This is a genomic window from Streptomyces aurantiogriseus (assembly GCF_014649375.1).
Lineage (GTDB): Bacteria > Actinomycetota > Actinomycetes > Streptomycetales > Streptomycetaceae > Streptomyces > Streptomyces aurantiogriseus.
Genome location: NZ_BMSX01000001.1, coordinates 186,778 through 204,819 on the forward strand (window position 1 = coordinate 186,778; position 18,042 = coordinate 204,819).

The following is an 18,042-nucleotide window of genomic DNA, read 5'->3' on the forward strand; positions in this document are numbered from 1 at the left end:
TTCGACGTCTTACGGAGTGATGACGTGCAGGGCCGGTCACGGGGGCGCGGCACCGTCGCGGATCTAGCGTGGCCGTATGCGTGTACTGGTCACCGGCGGTGCCGGATTCATCGGGTCCCATGTCGTCGAGGCGCTCACGGCCCACGGGCACGAGCCGGTCGTGTACGACGTCCGGGCGGATCCCGGCGCCGATGTGCGGGACCCGGCGGCGGTCGCCCGCGCGCTGGCCGGTGTCGACGCCGTATGCCATCAGGCGGCGATGGTCGGGCTCGGCAACGGGGTCGCCGACGCGGCGGAGTACGTCTCGCGCAACGACCTGGGCACCGCCGTGCTGCTCGCCGCGATGGCCGACGCGGGGGTACGGCGTCTCGTGCTGGCCGGGTCGATGGTCGTGTACGGGGAGGGGCGGTACGAGTGTCGGCGGCACGGGGTGGTGCGGCCGGGGCCGCGGAACGTCGCCGATCTGGACGCGGGGCGGTTCGAGCCGCCGTGCCCGGTGTGCGGGGAGGCGCTGGCTCCCGGGCTGGTCGGGGAGGACGCGCCGGTCGATCCGCGGAACGTGTACGCCACGACCAAGCTCGCGCAGGAGCACCTGGCCGCCGCGTGGGCCCGGTCTACGGGCTGCTCGGCGGTGTCGCTGCGCTACCACAACGTGTACGGGCCCCGGATGCCCCGCGACACCCCGTACGCCGGGGTCGCCTCCTTCTTCCGGTCCGCACTCGCCCGGGGCGAGGCGCCGCGTGTCTTCGAGGACGGCTGTCAGCGACGTGACTTCGTGCACGTGCGGGACGTGGCCGCCGCCAACGTGGCCGCGCTGGAGGCGGCCGGGGCGCCGAGCGGGGCGCTGACGGCGTACAACACGGGCAGCGGTGAGCCGCACACCGTGGGCGAGATGGCATGTGCGCTGGCCTCGGCGTGCGGGGGACCCGAGCCCGTCGTCACCGGCGAGTACCGGCTGGGAGACGTCCGGCACATCACCGCGGACTCCTCACGGCTGCGAGCCGAATTCGGCTGGAAGCCCCAGGTCGGGTTCGCGGAAGGCATGGCGGAGTTCGCGCGTGCCGGGATGCGGTGGGCGTAGGACCGGTGGTGCTGCCCGTGTTCAGGAAGCGGCGGCGGGCAGCACCACCTCGAAGCGGCATCCGCCCGGGATGTTGCGTACGGTGGCCCGCCCGTGGTGGGCCTCCACGATGCCCCGCACGATGGCGAGGCCGAGGCCCGCGCCCGCCGGGGGCGTGCGGGCGTGCGTGCCTCGCCAGCCGGTGTCGAAGACGCGGGGCAGGTCCTCGTCGGGGATGCCGCCGCAGCCGTCCGTGACGGACACGACCACACCGTCGGGCGAGCGCTCGGCGGCAACCGCGACCGTACCGTCGGCAGGGGTGCGGCGGATGGCGTTGACCAGGAGGTTGCCCAGGACGCGGCTCATCTCCTTGCCGTCGACCTCGACCGGGACCGCGTCCACATCGTCGCCGACCAGCTTTACGCCGTGCTCGCGGGCGAGCGGGTCCGCGCCCGCGAGGGCGTCGCCGATCAGGTCGTACAGGGAGATCCTGGCGGGGTTCAGGGGCAGGGTTCCGGCGTGGATGCGGGAGAGCTCGAAGAGGTCGCCGACCATGCCGTTGAGGCGTTCGACCTCGGTGCGGATCTGCCTCAGGTAGCGCTCGGGGTCGGCGGCGACCCCGTCCTCCAGCGCCTCGGACATGGCACGCAGGCCGGCCAGCGGGGTGCGCAGGTCGTGGGAGATCCAGGAGACCAGTTCGCGCCGGGAGGTCTCCAACGCGCGCTCACGGTTGCGGGACTCGGCGAGCTTCGCACTGGTGGCCGCCAGCTCCTGGCTGAGTGACTCGAGTTCGGCGGTGGCCGGGCCATCGGGAGCGGAGAAGTCGCCGCCGTCGCCGAACGAGCGTGCGGCGAGGGCAAGTTCACGGCTGCGGGCGACGACCCAGCGGCCCAGCAGCAGCGCGGTCGCGAGGGAGACCACGGCTGCCATCGCCACCACGGTCGTCACCACGGTGAGGTCGTGCGGCGACAGGAACATCGCCCAGGCGACGGCGAGCGTGCCCGCGAGCATCGCGACCACTCCGACCGCCGCGACCACGGTGAGCGACGCGGTGAGCGAACGGCGGCGCAGCAGGCGCAGCGCACCGGCTCCGGCCAGGCCGGTGACGGCGGCGCCGGCGAAGGCGTACAGGGCGATGAGGAGGGTGTCGCGCACGGTCAGTCCTCCTCCCCGCCGCCGGGTTCGAAGCGGTAGCCCACGCCCCACACCGTCTGGATGAGCCGGGGCCGGGCCGGGTCGTCCTCGACCTTGCCGCGCAGCCGGCGGACGTGGACGGTGACGGTGGACAGGTCACCGAAGTCCCAGCCCCATACCTCGCGCATCAGGTCCTCGCGGCCGTACGCCCGTCCCTGATTGCGCAGGAAGAAGGCGAGGAGGTCGAACTCCCGGAGCGTGAGGGCGAGTTCGGTGCCGTTCTTGGTGGCGCGGCGGGCGGTGGGGTCGACGGTCAGTCCGGCCGCGCTCAGCGCCCGCGTGCCTGCTTCGGGCCGGGCGCGGCGCAGCACCGACTCCACCCTGAGGACGAGTTCGCGGGGGCTGAACGGCTTGGTGACGTAGTCGTCGGCACCGACCTCCAGGCCGAGGATGCGGTCGTCCTCGTCGCCGCGCGCGGTGAGCATGATGACCGGCACGGGCCCGCGGCCGCGCATCCGGCGGCACACCTCCAGGCCGTCCATGCCGGGCAGCATCAGGTCCAGCACCACCAGGTCCGGCCAGTGTGCGGCGGCCCGGGTCAGGGCGGCCGGACCGTCGTCGGCCCGGTCGACGACGTATCCGGCCCGGTCCAGGTAACCGGCGACGACCTCCGCGACCGTGGGATCGTCGTCGACGACCAGGACCCGGGCGCGGGCGTCCGCTCCGCCCGCCTCGTACGACTGCTGCATGCCCCCAGCCTCGCACCGGGCCCGCCTCTGTGCGGCTTCGGTCGGCTCCCGGGGCTCCGACGTCCGCGTTTCGTAAGGAGCGAAGGACCGATATGCCCGATTCCCGTTCGTAGGGTGAGAGCCGTGACCACCGACGCGGATGTAGATGTCGTGCTCCCCTGCCTGAATGAGGCCGAGGCCCTTCCCTGGGTCCTGGCCCGGGTTCCGGCCGGCTGGCGGGCCCTGGTCGTGGACAACGGCTCCACGGACGGATCGGCGGATGTCGCCCGATCGCTCGGGGCGACCGTCGTGCACGAGCCCCGGCGGGGTTTCGGCGCGGCCTGCCACGCGGGACTGACCGCGGCCACCGCCGAGTTCGTGTGCTTCTGTGACTGCGACGCCTCCCTCGACCCGGCACAGCTGAAACCCTTCGTTCGCGAGGTCCGCTCCGGCGCGGCCGACCTGGTGCTCGGCCGCAGGCGGCCGCAGGGCCGCGGCGCATGGCCGGCGCACGCGAGGGCCGGCAATCTCGCGCTCGCCCGGCTGCTGCGCCGCCGCACGGGTCTGCGCCTGCACGACCTGGGACCGCTGCGCGCCGCCCGCCGCGAGCCCCTGCTCGCCCTCGGCCTCACCGACCGGCGCAGCGGCTATCCGCTCCAGATGGTGGTGCGCGCCGCCGACGCGGGCTGGCGCATCACCGAGCACGACGTCCCCTACCTGCCCCGCACCGGCGCCTCGAAGGTGACGGGCACCTGGCGCGGCACCTGGCAGGCGGTACGGGACATGAGCCGCGTGCTGAACGAAGCACCCGTACGCGAGAGGACGGCCCGGTGACCACCCTCCTCGTCATCGCCAAGGAGCCTGTGCCGGGCCGGGTCAAGACCCGGCTCACCCCGCCGTTCACGCCACCGGAAGCTGCGGCGCTCGCGGAGGCCTCGCTCGCCGACACCCTGCTGGTCGTGGCCGCCACGCCCGCCGCCCGCCGCGTCCTCGTGCTGGACGGCACTCCCGGTCCCTGGCTCCCGCCCGGCTTCGACGTCGTACGGCAGTGCGCGGGCGGTCTCGACGAACGGCTCGCAGCCGCTTTCGCCGGGTGCGACGGGCCCGCCCTGCTGATCGGCATGGACACCCCGCAGGTGACGCCGGAGCTGCTCACCGTCGACTTCGCGGACTGCGACGCGTACCTCGGTCCGGCCGAGGACGGTGGCTTCTGGGCCCTCGGGCTGGCCGAGCCCGATCCCGCCCTGCTCCGGGGCGTGCCCATGTCGACGCCCGCCACCGGCGCCGTACAACGGGAGCGGCTGGTGCGCGCGGGGCTGCGCGTGCGGGACCTGCCCCGCCTGCGGGACGTCGACACGGCCGCCGACGCCCACGCCGTCGCCGCGCTCGCCCCTCGCGGGAGGTTCGCGGCACAGCTGGCCCGGTGCCGGGCGGTGACGCGCCCATGACCACGACGCCTGCCGCCTGGGCCGTCGCCGACCCGTACGCCACCGCCCTGCGCGCCGGTCGTGGCCCACTGTTCCTGCGGCGCGCCGACGGCTGGCTGCTGCCGCTCGACGTCGAACGCTGGTGCGCCCACGCCGACCCGGTCGACCTCGACGTACTGGACCGGTGCGAGGGCGCAGTGCTGGACGTCGGCTGCGGACCCGGGCGGCTGGTCGCGGAACTCGCCGCCCGTGGCCGGACCGCCCTCGGCATCGACGTCAGCGAGACCGCCGTCCACCACGCCGTACGGCTCGGAGGCCAGGCACTGCGGCGCTCCGTCTTCGACTCCCTGCCCGGCGAGGGCCGCTGGGGCACCGTCCTGCTCATGGACGGCAACGTCGGCATCGGCGGCGATCCGCGCGCCCTGCTGGACCGGGTGGCCGGACTCCTCTCCCGCGGCGGCCTGTTGATCGCAGAGACCGCGCCGGTGGACATCGACGAGCGCGTCGAGGTGCAGGTCGTCGACGTCATCCACAACTGTGGACCAGACGGTGCGTTCCCCTGGGCGCGGCTCGGCACCCCGGCCCTTCTGCGGCACGCACGCAGGGCCGGGTGGAGGGCTGTCGGTCAGTGGACGGCCGGCGGGCGCTGCTTCGTCGCCCTGCGCAGCCGCAGCGCCAGCAGCAGCGCCGAGCCGCCGAAGAGCACCGCAGTGATCAGCAGCCAGCGGGCCAGGAAGCCCTCCGGAGACAGTCCGGTGCCCAGGCGGTAACGCCGGTCCACCATCCCGCTGATCAGCGGGAACCACACCAGCAGAAGCAGGCCGGACAGCGCTGCCGGGACACGGACGTACATCGCCCACTCCCTGTGCCCGGCCGCACCGATCCCCTGCACGACGGCCCGGTCCGCCACCGCGTACAGCGGCAGCAGGACGAGGTCGTGCAGCAGCGCCGCCCCCACGAACCACACCGCCACCCCGAACCAGTCGTCGGCAAGGAGGCGCACGCCCGCGTAGCCGGCGAGGGCGAACGAGGCGGCGAGCAGCAGAAGCTGGAACGGACTTCCGACCGGGATCAGCGGTCGGCGCATCAGAGGTCTCCGAAGGTCATACGGGCCACCCACTTGGTGTTCAGCACGCCGGGCGCCGCGGACACGATGATCCGTGCCGGGAAGCCGTGGTCGGGGGACAGGTCCTCGCCGTTGACGTACAGGGCGAGCAGAGAGCGCGGATCGGCGACCTGGTTGGCCCGCAGCGCGGCACGACGGAAGGCGCCGCGCCGTTGGAGGGACTCGACGAGCACGTCCGGCGGATCGTCGTCGTACCCGACGAGCACGGCGAGGTCGCGCAGCCGCACCCCGCGCCACCACTGGTCGGACGTCGACCAGCCCTCGACACAGGCGATGGGCAACGCCGCACTGTGCAAGGGAAGTCGGGCCAGCTCGGCACGGCTCAGGCGGACGGTGCCGGTACGTCCGGTCACGACGAGACGCCACGCGTCCTCGGTCGTCTCCGCCGTATCGATCCCGGCGTACCGGGCAGTCTTGTTGATCTGGAAGCCGTTCGGGCCACTGCCCGGGTCGGCGCCGCCGTGCGGGGCCAGCAGGGCGGTGCGCCGCAGCAGCCCGTCGAAGCTCTGCCCGACCGTGGTCGCGAACAGCAGCAGCGTGCCGCCCCCGACGAACCACAGGGCACCACGCCGGGAGACGGTCGGCGGATCCGGGCGCGGGGAGACCAGATCGGATGGGACCGGATCGGATGGGACCGGATCGGATGAGTCGTCCTCCCTGAGCCGGCGCAGGTTCCGTACAGCCGCGGGAGTCTTCAGGACGGCGTGGGCGACGAACGCGGCGAAGAACACCCAGGCCCCGTAGAAATGCAGGGTGTAGAAGGAGCCCGGGAAGATGTAGTCCAGCTGGATGTTGAGCACGCCCGTCACGAACTCGAACAGCGCGCCGCCGACCAGCAACAGCAGCGAGATCCGCTCCAGCGCGTGCGCGAGCGAGCGAGCCGGCGGCAGCGCGAACAGCCTCGGGATCACCGACCACAGCTTGGCCAGCAGCACGGGGATCAGCGTGATGCCGAGCGTGACGTGAACACCCTGGTTCAGCCGGTACAGCCAGTGCGGGTCGGTGGGCCAGGAGAACAGGTAGAAGCCGAGGATCCCCTTGTCCGGGGTCTTGTCGTTCACCGGAGCCAGGTTCGGGTTGTAGGCGGCGTAGGACACCAGCCCCGTCACGAACAGCACCGTGATCCCACCGAGCAGGACGACGCCCAGCACCGAGGTCAGCCACGGGCCGCGCAGGGGGCTGCGCCAGAAACCCGGCGAGGAAGGAGACCGTGTCATGGCTCGACCGTAGGTCCGACACACCCCCGGAACGGCTCCGCGACCCATGACGAAACGCTGACATCCGGCCCGGACGGAGGTACTTCAACCCATCGCCCGGCCTAGCGTGCGGATGTGACCCGCCCCCTCCTCCGCGATCTGTACGCCGCCCTGTCCGCCGCCCTCCTCGTCACGGCGGCCGTACTGGTCGGACGGCACATCCAGCACTCCCACCACACCCTGTTCGTCAACTGGCCACCGTTGCTCGCCACTTGGGCCCCACACGTCGGCCCCGGCACCCCGGCCGCCCTCCTCGTGGCGGCGGCCGCGGTGGCATACGGCCCCGTCCTCGCCGCCCGGCTGCCCTGGCGGGCCCTGCTCGCGACGGCCTGGGCGACGGCAACGGCCTGGATCGCCTCCCTCGCCCTGATCGACGGCTGGCAGCGGGGCATCGCGGGCCGCCTCACCACCCCCCACGAGTACCTCCAGGTCATCGACCGCTTCGACGACATCCCGGCCACCCTGCGGGACTTCACCCACCACATCCTTCTGGAGTCCCCAGACAACTGGCCCGCCCATGTCGCCGGCCACCCCCCGGCGGCGACGCTCACCTTCGTCCTCCTCGACCGGATCGGCCTGCGGGGCGGCGGCTGGGCCGGGGTGTGGTGCATCACCGTCGGCGCCACGGCATGCGTGGCCGTGCTGGTCGCGGTACGGGCACTGGCCGGTGAGAACCTCGCGCGACGAGCGGCGCCCTTCCTGGTCCTGGCCCCGGCCGCAGTGTGGATGGGCACCTCGGCCGACGCGTACTTCGCGGCGGTCGCGGCGTGGGCCGTGGCGCTGCTGGCACTTGCGGTCAGCGGAAGGTCGTCGATGGGGGTCCCCCCGCTCGAGCGAAGCCGAGAGTGGGGGAGGGCGGCGGCGGCCGGACTCCTCTTCGGGCTCACCTGCTACCTCTCGTACGGCCTCACACTCGTCGCACTCATCGGCGCGGCGGTGCTGCTGCTAGGCCGACGGCACGTCCGGGAACGGCCCATGCTGCTCGTGCCGCTGCTCGCCGGTCTGGCCGTCGTGCCGACGGCCTTCACCCTCGCCGGGTTCGACTGGTGGGAGGCATACCGCCTCCTGGTCACGCGCTACTACCAGGGCGTGGGCGGCATCCGCCCGTACGGCTACTGGGTATGGGCGAACCTCGCCTGCGCGGTCCTGATCACGGGCCTGGCGACGGCACCGGGGCTACGGCGGACGGGTGCCGTGTTGCTCCGGCGGCGCACCGAACCCCCCGGCCACGGCAGCCTCGCCCTTCTCGTGTCCGCGGCCCTCCTCGCCCTCCTGGCCGCCGACCTGTCTGGCATGAGCAAGGCCGAGACGGAACGCATCTGGCTCCCCTTCGCGGTGTGGCTGCTGCCGGCCTGCGCGTTCCTCACCCGACCCCGCACCTGGCTGGCCGCTCAGGCGGTACTCGCGCTGCTTCTCAACCATCTGCTGCTCACTGGGTGGTGACGCCCGGGAAGGAGTCCGGTCCGACCACGGCCGCGGAGATGGACACCATCTGTTGGTACGCCCTCCAGGACAAGGTCTGGGTCCAAGGCCCCGGCCACGAGCACGGGGAGGTGTACGTCGTCAAGGCCGACGACGACTCCCTGGCCAAGCAGCAGGGCAGCACCTGTTGCGTCCGCCCGGACTCAACTTCCGCAGGCATCTCATGAGACCCGATAGGCATGGAGCTGAAGGGCAAGTCATCCTGGCAGCACCTCCAGCATGAGGGACACACGACCCCAGCCGGCAACGTTGACCGGACCGGGACCTCGCACTCGATCAGCTCCTGCAGCTGCGTTGAACTGCCTGTTCACCACGGAGAGTTGCGCAGTGGCTGCCTCATGCGCAGGGAGCAGAAGCCCCCCGCGGGTGTGCCCCCCTCGCTCCCCCACAGCGGGCGTCCGCCCCGCCGGTCGGAAGGGGGGGTGTGGCGTTGATCAGAACACGCCCTTGTAGCTCTGCCAGCCGGTGGCGAGCTTGGTGCGGCTGCCGAAGGAGCCCTTGCCGTTGCCGTTGTTGCGGTAGAGGGCACCGGAGGTGTCACGGGAGACGAGGTCGGCCTTGCCGTCGCCGGTGATGTCGCCCACGCCGACGATGACGTTGTACGAGGCCCCCCAGTTGTTGAAGATCTTCACCCGGCTCTTGAACTTGCCCGCCGCGGTGCCGTCGTAGCGCCACAGCTCGTTCGACTTGTCCTGAGCCAGCAGGTCGCCGTGGCCGTCGCCGTTGAGGTCGCCGGCACCCACGATCTTCTTGTAGCCCGTCCACCTGGACGCGATCTTCGTCCGCGCCGACAGCTTCCCCGCGCTCGTCGCCTTGTAGAGGTAGACGTCCCCGGTGGAGGTCTGACGGACGATCAGGTCCGCGCGGCCGTCACCGCTGAGGTCCCCCGGTGAGGTCAGCACGTCGTACTGCGTCCAGCCACTCGTGCCCAGCGAGGTGTACGCCGTCGACGGGGTCACCGCCGCCCCGCACGCGGGCCGGTAGGCACGCAGCGCGCCGCTGCTGTAGCGGACGAGAACGTCGTTGCACCGGTCGCCGTTCAGGTCGCCGTACGGCACGAACTTCGCGCTCGTCGGCCAGCCGGAGCCCGTCTTCTTGCCGGTCAGGGACCCGGTGCCGGTGCCGTACTGGTACGTCAGCGCGCCCGAAGCGTTGAGGGTGAGCACCTCGCCGAAGCCGTCCGCCGTGGCGAAGTCCCGCCGGACCGGGGTCGCGCCGGTGACCTTGAGCGTGCCGGTCTTCGTGAGGGCCGCGCCCTGGCCGTCGGCCGGGGTGACGGTGAGCGTCCAGGTGTGGGCGCCGTTGGCGACGAGCTTGCCGGCCGTGTCCTTGCCGTTCCATGACGGCTGGAGCACGCCATGTGCCGTGCCGCCGGACAGGGTGCGCACCGTCGCCCCCGTGGCCTTGTTCCTGAGCACGAGTGTCCAGGAGGCGGCCGGCTTCGACAGCCACCACCTGGGGCTCCAGGGCGCGGTGCCGCCCTTGACGTCGACCGAACCCGCGACGGAGGAGTCGAGCTGGGACAGGGCCGAGACGGGGACACCGCTGGGCACCAGGTGGGTGTTCTCCTTGTCGTCGACATACGCGATCAGGCCGGTGTACGGGTCGACGTCCCAGGGCTGCCCGGCCGGGACGGTGCCCACCGTGTGTGTCACGGGGGTGCCGCCGCGTACGTCGGTCACCCTCAGCTCGCCGTCCACGTCCATGACGACGAAGCCGTCGCCGAGCTTCGCGGTCTCCCAGGTACCCTGTGTGAGCGTCAGCTTGGTCTTCGTGACGGTGTCGTAGACGCCCTGGCTCTCGTTCAGGCCCGACCCCGAGCACGTCCACAGCAGCCAGCGTCCGACCGCCTCCAGGTCCTCCAGGCCGCACTTCGGGCCGAGCCACACCGACTCGCCCTTGGTGCCGGTGCGGACATCGACCGGCGTCGCGACGGCGTCGTTGCCGTCCGGCATCCACAGGGTGGTGCCCCACATCGTCCGGCCGTGCTGCGCCGAGGTGAGCGCCGTGGCGCCGGTGTCGAGGTCGACGACCCGCGTCTCGGACCCGGCCTCCTCGGTGTACTCGGTGGCCATCGCGGCGTACCGGCCCTCGGCGTCCCACACGCGGACGTAGTTGCGCCGGGAGTCGATCGCCGTGCCGGGCAGCGTGCCCTTCGGCTGGAGGACCCGGGGGACAGGGTCGCCCTGCCCGTACCACTCGTTCCAGATCACCGTACGACCGTCCCCGGTGCCCACGAGGTGGGGCCAGGGGTCGGTGCTGACACCGTGGTTGGTGCGGGAGCCGACGGTGAGGGTGTCGCCGGTGGTGCCGATCGTCCGGCTGTACAGGTACGTGCCGCCCAGGTCGTGGTCGTGCTCGGTCACGGTCAGCCGGCCGTTGTCCAGGGTGAGCGCCTGCACCGGGTCGGCCACCGGGTTCAGCACGGAGGCGGCTACCTTCTGGACCACGGGGGTGCCGGCGGCGCCCGCGCGGACCAGGTTCACTCCCCAGTCGGCGGTGTCGGAGCCGCTGCCGGGCACCAGGAGGCCGCCGTCGGGGGTGGGGACGGCGAGGGAGAGGCTCTGCGAGCGGGCCAGCACGGTCGCGGTCGTCGAGCCGTCGGCGGCGAGCGCGTCGACCCGCCAGGCGGGCAGGCTGCCGTCCTTGGCGCCGAGGGAGGACCGGGCCTGGTGGCCGCCGTCGCGGCGCCCCTGGTCACCGTGGCCACCGGCCGAATCGACCGCCGCATCGTGCTGGCGGTCCTGATCGGCCTGGTGGGCACGGCCAACCTGGCCTCCGCCTTCGCGACCAGCTTCGCGATCGTCCTGGTCGCCCGCTTCCTGATCGGCATCAGCGTCGGCGGCTTCTGGTCCCTCGCCGGCGGCATAGCGCTGCGACTGGTGCCCACGAAGCACATCCCCCGGGCCACCGCCGTCATCTTCGGCGGCGTCGAGACCGCGTCCGTCCTCGGCGTCCCCACGGGCACGATCATCGGTGACCTCAGCGGCTGGCGCACCGCGTTCGCCGCCGTAGGCATCCTCGGGCTGACTTCCCTGGCCTGCATGATCTTCCTGATGCCGAAGGTGCCGGCCGAACAGACCATCACGTTCGCGGACCTGCCAAAGGTCTTCAAGGACAACGCGGGAGTACGTGCCGGGATCGCCATCACCTTCCTCGTGATCACCGGCCACTTCCTGGCCTACACGTTCGTCCGGCCGATCCTCCAAGGCGATGGAATCGACGACAACATGATCAGCGCGCTGCTGCTGACTTTCGGTGTCGCCGGCATCTGCGGCAACTTCATCGCCGGAGCGCTCATCGCCAAACAGCTGCGGCAGACCGTCGTGTGCATCTCCGTGCTCCTCGCCGTGGCCATGGTGATGCTCGCGCTCGTCGACACAGGCGCCGTCACCGCGGGCTTCATCATGCTCCTGTGGGGCCTGGGCTACGGCGCGGTACCGGTCACCTTCCAGACCTGGATCCTCGACGCCGCACCGGACACCCGCGAGGCCGCCTCGTCGCTGTACGTCTCCGCTTTCAACCTGTCCATCGCGCTCGGCGCGCTCTTCGGCGGCCTCGCCGTCGACGGCATCGCCACCACGAGCGTGCTGTGGATCGGCGCTGCCCTCGCCATCCTCCCCCTGCTCGCGGTGAGCAGGGCCGGCCGCAGCGCGGCCGCGTCCCCGGAGTGAGGCGCCGTACCGTCCTCAGTTCTTGCTCGGCACCAGGTCAGTGGCGTGACGCGGTTGTTCCCGTCCGGTTCTGTGCCGACGGCCACAGCGAGAGGGACACATGTAGGCTCATACTGAGCTATGACAAAGCCTGCGGCACCGAAGCGTCATTTGCCTACCAGCCCCTTCAAGGCCCCGGTCACACCGGCTCCCAAGCACTTCGCCTTGGGCGACCAGGTCACACATGACATGTACGGCCTCGGCCGGGTGATCGGCATCGAGGACGGAATCGCGGCGCTCGTGGATTTCGGCTCGGCGCGCATGCGGATCTTGAGCCCGTACGCCAAGATGACCAAGCTGTAGGACCGCTGTGCCCGGTCACGGCACGCCAGGCCCCATCAGGGACCTGTAACGAAAGGCAGACCTCTCATCGACCCGACGTCGCTGTTCTCCGCGCTGGAAGGGCAGCCCCGCCGTTCCACTGCAGTATCACCGCCTCCGACGACAGACCCCTTCCAGGCCCCGGACTTCGGAGAAGACGAGATCTTCTGGTCCGAGGATGCACAGGAGGCCGCCCCGGGTACGCGTGCGGCGCGGCCCAAGGCTGCCTAGCGGTGGGTTCGACAGCTACCCGCGGGCTGTCTGCGGTGCTGCGGTGAGGAGTGCGGCCGTCTCGGTTTCCGTCTCGTTCGGTCGCGTTCACGGCCGTTCGGAGAGGACCGCACGCCGGACTCGCCTCACCCAGCCGACCGCCCATGAACGCAGGTGAACGCCCCGACACGCAGCCCACCATCCCACCAACACAGTTGGAAAGCGTGTCGGACCCGCGTCTGAGCAGGCGGGTGCCGAGACCGCAGTCGACACCTTCCGCCGCTCTGGCCATGCAGCTTCCCAAGCTGAGAGCGCGAGTTCGATTCTCGTCACCCGCTCCATGAAGAAGGCCCAGGTCAGAGACCCGGGCCTTTTTGCTGTGCTTGGCGATCACTCGCCGGGTGCCAGATTCGTGCCAGAACGTTGGTCGTCATGGCGGGGCAGTGGGCGGCGATGCGCGCCCAGCAGCAGACGGGTGGCAACAGTTCCGTCCGAGTGCACAGCGACGAAGCTCCCGTCGACTCGCAGCGATCGGAATGACACTTCCGTTTTTACGCCGACCGTCGGGCTGCTGAACCCTGGGTGGTCTGCTGCAACCGCACGGTTCGTTGCACGAGATCGATGCCGGCCTCCGCGAAGGCGTGGGCCGAGTTGATGCCCCGCCTCGGGTACGAGCGGTACGGCGCGCACGGCAACGATGCCGGCTCGCTCATCTCCCCCGAGGTGGGCCGCTGCGATCCCGAGCACGTGATCGGTGTGCACGTCACCCAGATCTTCTCGTTCCCGTCCGGCGACCCGGCCGAGCTGGACGGCCTGTCCGAGGAGGACCGGAAGAAGGTCGAGTTCCTGCGGTGGTGGATGGACAACGGCGGCGCGTACGACAAGCTGCAGTCCACTGCCCCTCAGACCCTGGCCCACGCCTTGGCGGACTCGCCGGTGGGGCAGCTGGGCTGGAACGCGCAGTTGCTCGGGCCGAACCTCGACCCGGACTACGTACTGACCAACACCATGATCTACTGGCTGACCAACACCGCCGCATCATCGGCCCGCCTCTACTACGAGGTCCTCCACGCGGTGGACAAGCCGACCGAACCCACCACCGTGCCGCTCGGGCTGGCCAACTTCGCCTGGGACTTCCAGTCGATCCGCCCGTTCGCCGAACGTGACCACAAGAACATCGTGTCCTGGAACGTGTACGACACCGGCAGTCACTTCGGCGCGCACGACGCCCCCGACCTGCTGGTCGACGACATCCGCGGCTTCTTCCGCCGGCTCCACTGACCGGTGCCGACCGGGCATGCCGCAACGGCGCCCGCCGCGCTCTCAGCCACACCACCTTCGACCGGCGGCTGCTCCTGCATCGCAGGTACGGCCCAGAAGCCGGCAAGTGCGCCAGGCAGGGGGAGCGCCGTCGGACTGTGCACCGGCGAAGCTCTCCCCGAGCCGGCCATTCGAACCGGCCGAACCAAGCGCAGAGCCCGTTGACACAGAAACTCTGCCCGCCCTTCTTCGACTCCCGGCCCACACCGTGCCCATATGAGCGGACAACCACGGTCAACGGGGGTGCGACCGGGCCCGCGCCACGATGTCGGCGCGATGAATCCTCGCAGGTCAGTAGCCATGGGGTCACCCAAGCCCCGTCGCTTCCCAGCTGAGAGCGCGAGTTCGATTCTCGTCTCCCGCTCCATGGTGAAGGCCCAGGTCAGAGACCTGGGCCTTGTTGTTGCGTGTGATGATCAGTAGGTGAGTGCGTCCTCGGCGGTGCCGAAAAAGCTGGTGACCTGGCCGTCGTTGACCGTGACGGGGCCATCGTTGATCAGCACCGTCGTCGGGCTCTCGGAAGCGGTGAGCGCGATTTCCACCTTCTCGGCGCTCTTGCCGCCCGCGGTGTCGGCGCGGGAGAACATGATCCCCGCATAGGCGCTCTCGCCGGCCTTCAGAATCCAGTCCTTGCCGTCGGGGCCTACGTGCTCGGCGGCGCCGTCCAGCCCCGGAATCGTGATCACCAGCTCGTTCGCCGGCAGCAGACAGGGGGCGCTGCCCTTGTTGGTGGCGGTCAGCAGGGCGTGGTTGACGGGCCTGGACGCGACGGTGACGTTGTAGGTCAGGTCGGTCGTCTCACACATGCCCACACCTCCGTCCTGACCGTCATCGGCCCCGGGCTCCGGCTCCGATGACGGCGGGGTGCTGTCACTGTCGGCGGAGGTCCCGCCGTCGCCGGCACCGTCACCGGGGTCGGCCGTCGAAGGTGTGCCGGCGCCCTTGTCCGTACCCGCAGTGGACGGGCTCACTGCCGTACTCGGGGCGGCCGAGTCGGCCGTGTCCTTCTCGGCGTCGCCGTTGCATGCGGTCAGTGCCATGATGCCGAGCGAGAGAGCGGCGAGTACGGCGGTGGTACGGCGTGAACGAGCTGCGTAAACCATGAGAAGCCCCCCGGGGTTCGGAATGTCGCGGTGATCGTGCCCCATGGGTGCCGTGCTTCCTCCCGCTCATACCGAGAGGGAGCCGTCTTCGAACAGGTCTGTGACACTGTGACAGTGCTGTTCTGTGCGGTGATCCGTGGCGGCGAGCCGCAGCGCGGGGCGGTGCAGGCGGCGGTGTGTTTCTCGCGGCCGTTCTCCTGTCAGGGGTGGCGGCGACGGCGTCGGCCATAGGGGCGGGGACGCCGAGGCGGGCGCGGAAGGTGCCGGTGTCGATGCGGGTTCCCGTCCGGGTGTGATGGTCGGCGGCGACGTCACGGGCATTGTTCGACCAGGCCGGCGCGTACAGGCTGCCGCGGCCGACGAGTTCGGCGAGGGCCGGCTGGGTGTGGTCCACGTCCGCGATGCCGACCTCCAACGGATCGCGGTGGGAAGGCGAACGGCGTCTCAGTGATTCGGTAGTGCCTGCTCAGCCCAGATCACCTTGCCCTGGGGCGTGTACCGGGTTCCCCAGCGCTCGGTCAGCTGCGACACCAGGAACAGGCCCCGGCCACCTTCGTCGGTCGTCGCGGCATATCGCAGGTGGGGCGAGGTACTGCTGCCGTCAGCCACCTCGCAGATCAGCGTGCGGTCGCAGATCAGCCTCATGTGGATCGGCGCGCAACCGTAGCGGACAGCGTTGGTGACGAGCTCGCTCAGCACCAGTTCCATGCTGAAGCCCAGTTCGGACAGCCCCCACTCGTCGAGCTTGTCGGTCGCCGCGGCGCGCACCCCGGCGACGGCAGCCGGATCGGGTGGCACGTCCCACTCGGCGATCCGGTCCGGCGGCAGCGCATGGGTACGGGCGATGAGCAGAGCCACGTCGTCCGTGGGGCGTTCGGGCAACAGCGATTCCAGCACGGCCTGGCAGCTCTCCTCCGGCGCGCGCTCAGGGTGACCCGCCAGGGCTTTGCGCAGGAGTTCCATTCCTTCGTCGAGGTCGCGGGTCCGGTCCTCAATGAGACCGTCGGTGTAAAGGACGAGCTGGGAGCCTTCGGCGATGTCCAGCTCAGCGGCCTGGAAGGGCATGCCGCCGAGACCCAGTGGCGGACCCGGCGGCAGGTCGGGAAACGTGACGTTTCCGTCAGGATGGACCAGCGCAGGAGCCAGGTGCCCCGCGCGTGCCATGGTGCAGCGGCGCGTCGCAGGGTCGTAGATCGCGTACAGGCAGGTGGCGCCCACGACGGCGGCGGGGCTGTCCGTGCACGCCTCGTCCTGGTCGATGCGCCCGACCAGGTCGTCCAGATGACTCAGAAGCTCATCGGGCGGCATGTCGAGCGTGGAGAAGTTGTGCACCGCGGTCCGCAGCCGCCCCATGGTCGCAGCGGCGTGCAGGCCGTGGCCGACCACGTCACCGACGACCAGGGCCACGCGGCTGCCTGGCAGGGGAATCACATCGAACCAGTCCCCGCTCACACCCGACTGGGCCGGGAGATACCGGTAGCCGACGTCGACGGCGCTCTGCTCGGGCAGGCCTCGCGGCAGCAGGCTGCGCTGGAGGGTGACCGCCAGGGCGTGCTCGCGCGTGTACCGGCGGGCGTTGTCGATGCTGACCGCGGCACGAGCCACCAGTTCCTCCGCCAGTGAGAGCTCCTCCTGGTCGAAGGGGTCGTGCTCCTTGGAGCGCCAGAAGTTGACCATGCCCAGCACGACACCACGGGCTTGGATCGGAGCCGCTATGAGCGAATGGATGCCGTAGTCCACTATCTGCTCGGTCCGCTCCGGGTCCTGCAGATGCCAGCCCGTCGCGGTGGACAGGTCGGCCACCAGTTCCGAGCGGCCGGTGCCGTAGCCGCGTGCTTGGGGCGTGGAGGGCAGAAAGTCGATCAGCCGGCCCTTCTCGTAGAGCGGTTGGTCGTCGCGGATACCGCATACGGCAACGCGTCGCATTCCCTTTGCCGTGGTCGCCGGTTCCTCGCCGTGCAACACGGCGTCGGCCAGGTCCACGGTGACGAAGTCGGCGAAACGAGGGACGGCGATCCGGGCGAGTTCGTCGGCCGTTTGGATCGCGTCCAGGGTGGTGCCGATGCCCAGTCCGGCGTCGTAGAGCAGCTTCAGCCGCTCACCTGTGGTTTCGGCCTTGCCGGACACAGCCCGCAGCTCCGTGGAATCGCGCAGCGTCACAACGGTGCCCTTGGGACCTCCGTCGCAATCCGTGGGCCTCTGGTTGACCACCAGCAGCCGCGGGCCGGCCAGGTGCACCTCGTCAGTGGCCTCGCGGCCGGAGCTGAGCAACGACACCATTTCAGGTCCGAGGGTCGGTATCTGGGACACATGCTTGCCCTCTGCGTCCGGGGGCAGCTCCAGGAGTCGCCTGGCCTCGTCGTTCACCAGCAGCAATCGCCCCTCGTCATTGACAATGAGCACCCCTTCGCGCACGGAGTGCAGCACCGCGTCGTGGTGCTCATACATGCGGGTCATCTCGTTCGGGGCCAGGCTGTGAGTCTGTCGTCGCAGCCGCCTGCCCACCATCACCGTGGCGGCGGTGGCCGCTCCGAGTGCGCCCGCTCCGGCGGTCAGGATGATCGGTATCTGCCGGTCCACCAGACTGGTCACGTTCTTGACTTTCAGCCCGGCAGAGACGAGGGCCATCACGTGGCCCTGGGTGTTCCGGATGGGCACGGTCGCCTGGACTTCTTCCCCGAGGGGGCCGTGCACGCTTTCGGTATAGACCTTCCCCGCCAGCGACGGCTCGATCTTTCCCACGAACCGCTTCCCGATCCGGTCCGGCAGGGGATGGGTGTAGCGGATCCCCTTCGTGTCCATCACCACGACGAAGTCGACGCCCGCGGACTTGCGTCCCGCCTCAGTCAGCGGCTGCAGGACTTTCGCGGGATCGGGGGCTTGCAGCGCGGACAGCACGCCTGGGGAATGCGCGAAAGTCTGCGCGACGGCTATGGATCTCCGTTTGGCCTCGGCGTTGGTGTGCCGCTGTGACTGCAGGACAAGGGAGAAGACGGCGAATGCCACGAGCAGAACCACCAGCGCCACCTGCAGGAGGAATATCTGCCCCGCGACGCTTCGCGTGTTCTTTCGCACCAGTGACCACAGCGGCGATACATGCCGAACTCGGGCAAAGCGGTCTTCCATCCGGCCTTTCTAACATTGCTCACCCCGCTCAGTCAC

The 18,042-nt window shown here is 70.6% G+C and carries 15 protein-coding genes and 1 tRNA gene; 10 read left to right on the top strand and 6 right to left on the bottom strand.

Features of this window, described 5'->3' with window-relative positions:
• The first annotated feature begins 76 nt into the window (after positions 1–76).
• The gene (locus tag IE263_RS00890; RefSeq protein ID WP_189931152.1) at positions 77–1,081 is read left to right on the top strand and encodes an NAD-dependent epimerase/dehydratase family protein; all 1,005 of its coding nucleotides are present in this window, start codon (positions 77–79) and stop codon (positions 1,079–1,081) included.
• Positions 1,082–1,102: 21 nt separating this feature from the next.
• On the opposite strand, the gene IE263_RS00895 is transcribed toward IE263_RS00890, so the two are convergent.
• Together IE263_RS00895 and IE263_RS00900 are read right to left on the bottom strand one after the other, a co-directional pair.
• Positions 1,103–2,215 (bottom strand): sensor histidine kinase, encoded by a 1,113-nt coding sequence (locus IE263_RS00895; RefSeq protein ID WP_189931154.1) that lies wholly within the window; start codon positions 2,213–2,215, stop codon positions 1,103–1,105.
• A 2-nt stretch (positions 2,216–2,217) separates the two neighbouring features.
• Entirely contained in the window at positions 2,218–2,943 is a 726-nt protein-coding gene (locus tag IE263_RS00900) for a response regulator transcription factor (protein ID WP_189931156.1), read from the bottom strand.
• A gap of 114 nt (positions 2,944–3,057) precedes the next feature.
• Here IE263_RS00900 and IE263_RS00905 point away from each other — a divergent pair, with 114 nt between their 5' ends.
• The 3 genes from IE263_RS00905 to IE263_RS00915 are packed head-to-tail and all read left to right on the top strand — an operon-like array spanning position 3,058 to position 5,119.
• Positions 3,058–3,756: a glycosyltransferase family 2 protein gene (locus IE263_RS00905; RefSeq protein ID WP_189931158.1), complete on the top strand. Its 699-nt coding sequence runs from the start codon at positions 3,058–3,060 to the stop codon at positions 3,754–3,756.
• Positions 3,753–4,370: a TIGR04282 family arsenosugar biosynthesis glycosyltransferase gene (locus IE263_RS00910; protein ID WP_189931160.1), complete on the top strand. Its 618-nt coding sequence runs from the start codon at positions 3,753–3,755 to the stop codon at positions 4,368–4,370. Before IE263_RS00905 ends, IE263_RS00910 begins: the two co-directional genes overlap by 4 nt.
• Positions 4,367–5,119: a class I SAM-dependent methyltransferase gene (locus IE263_RS00915; protein WP_189931162.1), complete on the top strand. Its 753-nt coding sequence runs from the start codon at positions 4,367–4,369 to the stop codon at positions 5,117–5,119. Before IE263_RS00910 ends, IE263_RS00915 begins: the two co-directional genes overlap by 4 nt.
• Before the next feature lie 316 nt (positions 5,120–5,435).
• Here the strand turns inward: IE263_RS00915 and IE263_RS00920 are convergent, their stop codons facing one another.
• Positions 5,436–6,740 carry a molybdopterin-dependent oxidoreductase gene (locus IE263_RS00920; RefSeq protein ID WP_373311824.1) on the bottom strand — a complete coding sequence of 435 codons (1,305 nt, stop codon included), beginning with the start codon at positions 6,738–6,740 and terminating at the stop codon, positions 5,436–5,438.
• Positions 6,741–6,806: 66 nt separating this feature from the next.
• On the opposite strand from IE263_RS00920, the gene IE263_RS00925 reads away from it, so the two are divergent.
• A complete protein-coding gene (locus tag IE263_RS00925) occupies positions 6,807–8,174 on the top strand; it encodes a hypothetical protein (protein WP_189931167.1) in 1,368 nt (455 codons plus the stop codon).
• Positions 8,175–8,212: 38 nt separating this feature from the next.
• Positions 8,213–8,380, top strand: coding sequence for a hypothetical protein (locus IE263_RS00930; protein WP_373311825.1), 168 nt, complete (start codon positions 8,213–8,215; stop codon positions 8,378–8,380).
• 267 nt (positions 8,381–8,647) lie between these two features.
• On the opposite strand, the gene IE263_RS00935 is transcribed toward IE263_RS00930, so the two are convergent.
• Complete coding sequence (locus IE263_RS00935; protein WP_229910731.1) at positions 8,648–10,795, bottom strand: FG-GAP-like repeat-containing protein; 2,148 nt, start codon at positions 10,793–10,795, stop codon at positions 8,648–8,650.
• Positions 10,796–10,885: 90 nt separating this feature from the next.
• Here IE263_RS00935 and IE263_RS00940 point away from each other — a divergent pair, with 90 nt between their 5' ends.
• The 4 genes from IE263_RS00940 to IE263_RS00955 all read left to right on the top strand — a co-directional run bounded on the left by IE263_RS00940 (position 10,886) and on the right by IE263_RS00955 (position 13,738).
• Positions 10,886–11,887, top strand: coding sequence for an MFS transporter (locus IE263_RS00940; protein WP_229910732.1), 1,002 nt, complete (start codon positions 10,886–10,888; stop codon positions 11,885–11,887).
• A gap of 120 nt (positions 11,888–12,007) precedes the next feature.
• Entirely contained in the window at positions 12,008–12,229 is a 222-nt protein-coding gene (locus IE263_RS00945) for a hypothetical protein (protein WP_189931171.1), read from the top strand.
• Positions 12,230–12,704: 475 nt separating this feature from the next.
• Positions 12,705–12,798, top strand: a tRNA-OTHER gene (locus tag IE263_RS00950).
• Positions 12,799–13,078: 280 nt separating this feature from the next.
• A complete protein-coding gene (locus tag IE263_RS00955; protein WP_229910733.1) occupies positions 13,079–13,738 on the top strand; it encodes a hypothetical protein in 660 nt (219 codons plus the stop codon).
• 455 nt (positions 13,739–14,193) lie between these two features.
• Here IE263_RS00955 and IE263_RS00960 read toward each other — a convergent pair whose 3' ends face one another.
• Together IE263_RS00960 and IE263_RS00970 are read right to left on the bottom strand one after the other, a co-directional pair.
• On the bottom strand, positions 14,194–14,817 hold the full coding sequence (locus IE263_RS00960; protein ID WP_189931173.1) for a DUF4232 domain-containing protein: 624 nt from the start codon (positions 14,815–14,817) through the stop codon (positions 14,194–14,196).
• Positions 14,818–15,324: 507 nt separating this feature from the next.
• Entirely contained in the window at positions 15,325–18,006 is a 2,682-nt protein-coding gene (locus IE263_RS00970) for a SpoIIE family protein phosphatase (protein WP_229910734.1), read from the bottom strand.
• Between the last annotated feature and the right edge of the window lie 36 nt (positions 18,007–18,042).

Excerpts from the sequence above, each read along its gene's own strand:
- IE263_RS00920 (WP_373311824.1), bottom strand. The coding sequence starts at position 6,740 with ATGGGTCGCGGAGCCGTTCCGGGGGTGTGTCGGACCTACGGTCGAGCC.
- IE263_RS00960 (WP_189931173.1), bottom strand. The coding sequence starts at position 14,817 with ATGGCACTGACCGCATGCAACGGCGACGCCGAGAAGGACACGGCCGAC.
- IE263_RS00915 (WP_189931162.1), top strand. The coding sequence starts at position 4,367 with ATGACCACGACGCCTGCCGCCTGGGCCGTCGCCGACCCGTACGCCACC.
- IE263_RS00890 (WP_189931152.1), top strand. The coding sequence starts at position 77 with ATGCGTGTACTGGTCACCGGCGGTGCCGGATTCATCGGGTCCCATGTC.
- IE263_RS00900 (WP_189931156.1), bottom strand. The coding sequence starts at position 2,943 with ATGCAGCAGTCGTACGAGGCGGGCGGAGCGGACGCCCGCGCCCGGGTC.
- IE263_RS00945 (WP_189931171.1), top strand. The coding sequence starts at position 12,008 with ATGACAAAGCCTGCGGCACCGAAGCGTCATTTGCCTACCAGCCCCTTC.
- IE263_RS00930 (WP_373311825.1), top strand. The coding sequence starts at position 8,213 with ATGGACACCATCTGTTGGTACGCCCTCCAGGACAAGGTCTGGGTCCAA.
- IE263_RS00970 (WP_229910734.1), bottom strand. The coding sequence starts at position 18,006 with ATGGAAGACCGCTTTGCCCGAGTTCGGCATGTATCGCCGCTGTGGTCA.
- IE263_RS00955 (WP_229910733.1), top strand. The coding sequence starts at position 13,079 with ATGCCGGCCTCCGCGAAGGCGTGGGCCGAGTTGATGCCCCGCCTCGGG.